The sequence below is a fragment of the Sphingomonas bacterium genome, from assembly GCF_028292945.1.
In the GTDB taxonomy this organism is placed as follows: Bacteria; Pseudomonadota; Alphaproteobacteria; order Sphingomonadales; family Sphingomonadaceae; genus Sphingomonas.
Map to the genome: position 1 here is coordinate 1 of NZ_JAQGLJ010000080.1, position 5,538 is coordinate 5,538.

At 67.7% G+C, this 5,538-nt stretch carries 6 protein-coding genes and 1 pseudogene; 1 reads left to right on the forward strand and 6 read right to left on the reverse strand.

The annotated features are described in order from the left end of the window. The 6 genes and pseudogenes from JWN21_RS09625 to JWN21_RS09650 form a co-directional block, all read right to left on the reverse strand. Positions 1-573: pseudogene (locus tag JWN21_RS09625) on the reverse strand (glycosyl transferase family 1); the annotation flags it as partial. A gap of 99 nt (positions 574-672) precedes the next feature. Further along, positions 673-1,290, reverse strand: a complete 618-nt coding sequence (locus JWN21_RS09630; RefSeq protein WP_367182930.1) for a glycosyltransferase family 4 protein — start codon at positions 1,288-1,290, stop codon at positions 673-675. A gap of 25 nt (positions 1,291-1,315) precedes the next feature. Continuing rightward, positions 1,316-3,541: a UDP-galactopyranose mutase gene (gene glf / locus JWN21_RS09635; protein ID WP_299649026.1), complete on the reverse strand. Its 2,226-nt coding sequence runs from the start codon at positions 3,539-3,541 to the stop codon at positions 1,316-1,318. Between the two features lie 191 nt (positions 3,542-3,732). Then, positions 3,733-3,990, reverse strand: coding sequence for a hypothetical protein (locus tag JWN21_RS09640; protein ID WP_299649029.1), 258 nt, complete (start codon positions 3,988-3,990; stop codon positions 3,733-3,735). Continuing rightward, on the reverse strand, positions 3,957-4,340 hold the full coding sequence (locus tag JWN21_RS09645) for a hypothetical protein (RefSeq protein ID WP_299649032.1): 384 nt from the start codon (positions 4,338-4,340) through the stop codon (positions 3,957-3,959). Before JWN21_RS09645 ends, JWN21_RS09640 begins: the two co-directional genes overlap by 34 nt. Before the next feature lie 10 nt (positions 4,341-4,350). After that, positions 4,351-4,872: a hypothetical protein gene (locus JWN21_RS09650; protein WP_299649035.1), complete on the reverse strand. Its 522-nt coding sequence runs from the start codon at positions 4,870-4,872 to the stop codon at positions 4,351-4,353. Positions 4,873-4,948: 76 nt separating this feature from the next. Here JWN21_RS09650 and JWN21_RS09655 point away from each other — a divergent pair. After that, a partial coding sequence (locus tag JWN21_RS09655) for an alpha/beta fold hydrolase (RefSeq protein ID WP_299649038.1) occupies positions 4,949-5,538 on the forward strand: 590 nt, incomplete at its 3' end.

Sequence of the window (5,538 nt, forward strand, 5' to 3'; positions counted from 1 at the left end):
CGCCTGCTCCCGCGCGATCGCGTCGGCGAGCGGCGCGTAAGGAACGCGGCCCGCCGCGTGCGGGGTATGCTCAACCATCCCGGTCGGACGATCGCGCCGGTCGTCCCAGCCGGGATGGTTGAGGATCGGATACAGGCAGATGCCCTCGACCGGCACGCCCAGCGGGATCGCGGCGCGTACCTCCGCAGCGACGTAACTCAGCCGGTTCGGCCGTCCGACGCCCTCGCAGCCGGTTTCCGCCACGAAGATCGGCCGGCCGTAGCGGGGGTAGACCTCCGCCAGGATCGAGCGGAACGGACGCAACAACGGGTCGCCGCGATTCAGCGTCGGGCCGCCAAGGATCCATTGATTATTGGAATAGAAGTTCACGCCGACGATATCGAGCAGCTCGGGCCGCCCACCCAGTTGCGGCCAGCTGCGGCCGGACAGCATGTCCCACGCCTGATATTGCGCGAGCCGATGCCCCTCCGCACCGCCCGCATCGTGGAGGTGATGAGGGTGCGGGACGATGTTGAGGACCGGGTCGGCAAGAACGAACCTCGCCGTCGGATCGATCGTTCTGATCGCCGTCATCGCCACAATGGCGGCGCGGGTGAACTGGACCTTGAGCTCGAACCCGCGTCCGCGCGCGAACCGATCACGCGCCCGTCGCCGGCCATCAACAGCGTCGCGCTAGGATGCCGGGCCAACAGTGCCGGCATCGCCGCAAGCGCGGCGGCGTGCGCCTTTTGCGCCGCGAACCGCCCGACCATCAGCAACACAGGCCCATCCGCCAGTCCCATTTCCGCACAACGTGGCGGCGGGGCGAGCGGTCGCACGTGCCGCGACGCCGTTGAGGATGGTGACGATGCCTTCGGGCGCGACGCCGGCGGCGACACGGCTGTCGGCCACGGCCTTCGAGACGCAAAGCAGCCGATCCGCAAGTGCGGCGCCATCGTGATATTCAGCCTGCTGGACGGAGCAGGTCAGCAGGTTGGGAAGGTGCTCGGTCCGGACGATCGCCGTGCCGCTCGCCCCTGCGGCGCGGGCTAGCGCATGGCCTTCCCAACCGATGCCGGCGTGAAGGTGAATCAGATCAAACCCGGCGCGCTTCAGCCAACGCCGCAGCCCGGCCTCGTCGCCGGGGTCAATTTCCTTGATCGCATAGCCGAGCGCGGCGGCACGGGGCAGCAGCGCGCCAGCCATCGGCGCGGCGAGCGTCACGTGGTGCTCGTCGGCGAATGCCTGCGCCAAGGTCAGAGCATATGGTGACCGACGCCTGAGGGATCGGAACTCGCCGTCGCGAGGCACAGGCGTAGTCGCCCGAGGGGGCCGCTCAATTAGCGTCGGAACTCGTCACCCTCGCGTCATGGCGGGCCGGCAGCCGCGCCGCAAGCCGGCGGAACGTTGCCAGCGCCTGTCCGACCACCTGATCCATGTTATAATAGCGATAGGTTGCCAGTCGGCCGACAAAGCTGACGTCAGGCTCCGCATCGGCAAGCGCCTCATACTTCTTGTACAGCGCCTGCGCGGTGGCGTTGGGGATCGGATAATAGGGGTCCCCGGTCGCGCTGGAGAATTCGTAGCTGACGCTGGTCTGGCGGTGCTTCTGCCCGGTCAGGTGTTTGTACTCGGTGATGCGCGTGTAGGGCGTATCTTCCAGCGGGTAGTTGACCACGGCCACCGGCTGGAACTGCTCGCGATCATGCGTTTCGTGGCGGAAGCTCAGGCAGCGATACGGCAACGGCCCGAAACGATGCCCGAAATATTCGTCCACCGGTCCGGTGAAGATCGTGTGCCCCACCGTGACCCGGCTGGCGACGTCGCGGAAGTCGACGCCCAACTCGGTATCGATCAGCGGATGGTCGAGCATGTTCTCGAACATGCGCGTATAGCCGTCCGCCGGCATCGCCTGGAACTTGTCGGTGAAGTAGCGGTCGTCGGTGTTCGTCCGCGTCGGCACGCGGGCGGTGACCGTACGGTCGAGCTCGGACGGGTCGAGCCCCCATTGCTTGCGCGTGTAGCCACGAAAGAAAGTTTCGTAGAGTTCGCGGCCGACGGCGGCGACGACCACGTCCTCGGAGGTCCGGATGTCGGCAACCTGCTCCGCGCGCGCGGCCAGAAAGGCTGCCGCCTGCGCATCGTCCTTGAGGTCGAGGCCATATAGCCCGTTCAGCGTCGTGCGGTTGATCGGGATTGGCAGCAGCCGATCGCGTACCGACGCCAGCACGCGGTGTTCGTACGGCCGCCACTTCGTGAAGCGCGACAGGTAATCCCACACATCCTGCGAATTGGTGTGGAAGATATGGGGACCGTAGCGGTGGATCAGGATCCCGGCCGCGTCCTGTTCGTCATACGCGTTGCCAGCGACGTGATCGCGGCGATCGATCAGCAGCACACGCTGGCCGGACTGCGACGCCAGCCGCTCCGCCAGCACCGAGCCTGCAAAGCCGGCGCCCACCACCAGGACGTCGTAATCGGGGGTGTCGCGGGTGCTGCGAATGGCAGGGGTGACCGCTGCCTTGCGCCGCGCCACCGCGGCGCCGATCAGCGCGTCCATGCTCGCCTGCGTCTTGTCCCAGCTCGTCTCCGCGAGCACCGCGTCGGCGGCGCGCAGCCATGTCCCATTCGCCGGCAGCGCCAGCGCCTTTTCGCAGGCGGTGACGAACTCGGCCGCCGTGGTCGCGATAGCAACCGCCTCCAGCCGGCCGTAATCGGCCACCACGTCGGCGACCGGCGTCGACACCACCGGCTTGCCACCTGCCAGATATTCAGGGGTCTTGGTCGGGCTGATGTAACGCGTCGCCTCGTTGATCGCGAACGGCATAAGCGCCACGTTCCAGCCACCCAGATACTGTGGCAGCTCGCCATAGGAGCGCCCGCCAAGCCAATGGATATTGGCACGGCGCGGCAGCTGCACCGGGTTGATCTTCACCACGGGTCCGATCATCACGATCTGCCAGTCGGGCCGCGCCGCAGCGACCTCGTCGATCAGTTGGAGATTGAGCCGCTCGTCGATGACGCCGTAATAGCCCAGGCGCGGGCCGGCCAGGTCGCGCTGATCGGCGGGTTCCCCGACAGTCGCGCGGGCGAGCGCGAAATGCTCGGCCTCGATCGAGGAAGGAAAGGCATGGGCATTGCCGTGCCGCCGTCGCTTCGCCTCGTACAGGCTGCGGCCGCCGGTGAAGACGACGTCCGCCGCCGCCAGCAGCGCCGCTTCGCGTTGCACCAGCAGCGGATCGGCATGGGCAAAGGCGGACAGCTCATCCATGCAGTCATAGACGACCGCCGCCGTGTCGAGGTGGCGCGCCCAGCCCCACATCATCGGGGTATAGAACCAGGCCACTGGGGGCTGCGCCACGCAGTTCGTGACGAACTGATCCAGCAACCCCTTGAGGCCGGCCTCCTTCTCGTCCGCGCTCCACCAGTGCGGCAGACGCGGGCGCAACGCGGTGACCTCGTCCGCCGGAAAATGATGGTGCTCCAGATAAGGCAGCGGGTGATCGCAGCCGATCGGCTCTTCCCAGAAGAACACCCGGCGATCCGCCGCGAACCGACGCATCAGATGCTGTGGACGCTGGGTGACGAAATCCCAGCGAAGGTGGGAAAAGCAGAGCAGGACCGATGGCGCAGCGGAATGGGAAGAGGTCGATTGCACGAGGAGCTCCGGAGGGCGCGATCTGGTCGCGCGGGGGCGTTAGCGGCGCAACAACGTCCGAGCACTGATTTGGCTCAACCCAAAAACCCAGGTAGTTACGCCATAAGTTGTTGAAGTCGCGCAACGCTGTGTGGCCATGTCCACCGGTCCAGCACGACGCGGCGCGGGTTCATGGTCAGCGCGCGATCGAGCAGCGCGCGGATGCCTGCGGCAAACTTACTCGCGTCCGCCAGGATGCCGGTATGGGGCGTGATATACTGGCGTCCGCAGCTCAGCGCCGCATTCGCCAGGACGGGCAGACCGGCGAGCATATACTCGGTCAGGATCGCCGGCGCGCCGTTGTCGACACGCACACGACGCCGATCCGCGCGGCGTTCATCAGGAGGTTAACCTCGGCGAACGACACGCTTGGCGGCCCGACGAAGTCGATCGGCAGCCATTCGCGTGCCGCCCGCTCGCGCAACGGTTCGGCGAGGTCACCATAGCCGAACACGCACAGCGCGCTGACGCCGGGCAGCTGTGCCAGCGCATCGCACAGGATGTCGTGCCGCTTGTAGGGCTGCGCGGCCGCGACGTAGATCACGTCGTATCGTTTCGCGTCTGCAAGCGGCCGGAACAGGTCGATTCCTGCGAACTCCGGGCCGATCGGCAGGATCGCCGTGCCGGTGCCGGCACGCGGCGTTGCACCTCGTCGGACTGCCATTGCGCCCCCGTCAGGACCAGATCGAACGGGCGGCGATGGCGTCGGGAACGCGAAGCGCGGGCGCGTCGATCGAGTTACGGATGATCGTCGGGTCGGCGCACGCGTCCAGCACGCCCGCGTCCACGCCGAGGCCCAGCACGACGAGGATCGCGGGCGCGCCAAGCCGCTCGAAATGCCGCCGCATCGCGCCGGACCGGACCGGTGGGCCGCGCTCATCTAGCGGAAAGGCGCGGCGGACGGGCAGGTCGTGCTCGACATAGTAGCGGTGCGGCAGATGCGGCTCGAGATGGTGCCAGATCGCGACGCGGTCGGCCAACCCCGCCTTGACGCAGGCGAGCGGGAGCCGCTCAAGATAGCCGCCGGCTACCTCCAGCAGCGGTTGCAGCCTGTCCGTGTCGACCGGCGCCGGCACGCCCGGCTCCGGCTCGATCACCCAGCCGGGTGCGTCGCGGTGTCCCACCACCAGATCGCTGACGACCACAATCGTGCGCGCCAGCTTTTGCCCCTCCATCATGCCGGGTGCGCCTGGCATCCCATCCCGGGCGGGTGAGGCAACAGGCTTGCGGGTTAACGGCGTGCCGGGCAGGTTTCGCGCAAAGGAGAGCGGCATGGCCAAGGCACAGGCGAACGGCATCGAGATCGAGTGGGAGGCGGTCGGCGACGAGGCGGCACCCGCCGTGCTGCTGATCATGGGGCTGGGCGGGCAGCTGACGCGCTGGTCCGACGACTTCATGGCCGCGTTGGCGACCCAGGGCTTTCGCGCGATCCGGTTCGACAATCGGGACGTCGGCCTGTCGACGAAATTCGACGCGGCGGGCGTGCCCGATCTGGCGAAGATCGGGCTGCAGCTGATGTCCGGCGGCAAGCCGGAGGCGCCGTACAGCCTGGACGACATGGCCGCCGATGCGGTCGGGCTGCTCGACGCGCTCGGCATTGACCAAGCGCATGTCGTCGGCGCGTCGATGGGCGGGATGATCGCGCAGCTGGTGGCCGCGACCTATCCCGACCGCGTGCTGAGCCTGACGTCGATCATGTCGACCACCGGCAATCCGGCGCTGCCGCGCGCGACGGCGGAGGCGAACGCCGTGCTGATGACGCGGCCGCAGGGGAGCGACGTCGATTCGCTTGTGGCGCATGGCCTGACGTCGGCCAAGGTGATCGGCAGCCCCGGTTTCCCCGCGGACGACGTGGCGCTGGC

What these genes read in the sequence shown, in the direction of transcription:
- glf (WP_299649026.1), bottom strand. Translation starts at nt 3,541, where the DNA reads ATGCGTCGGTTCGCGGCGGATCGCCGGGTGTTCTTCTGGGAAGAGCCG.
- JWN21_RS09645 (WP_299649032.1), bottom strand. Translation starts at nt 4,340, where the DNA reads ATGGCAGTCCGACGAGGTGCAACGCCGCGTGCCGGCACCGGCACGGCG.
- JWN21_RS09650 (WP_299649035.1), bottom strand. Translation starts at nt 4,872, where the DNA reads ATGCCAGGCGCACCCGGCATGATGGAGGGGCAAAAGCTGGCGCGCACG.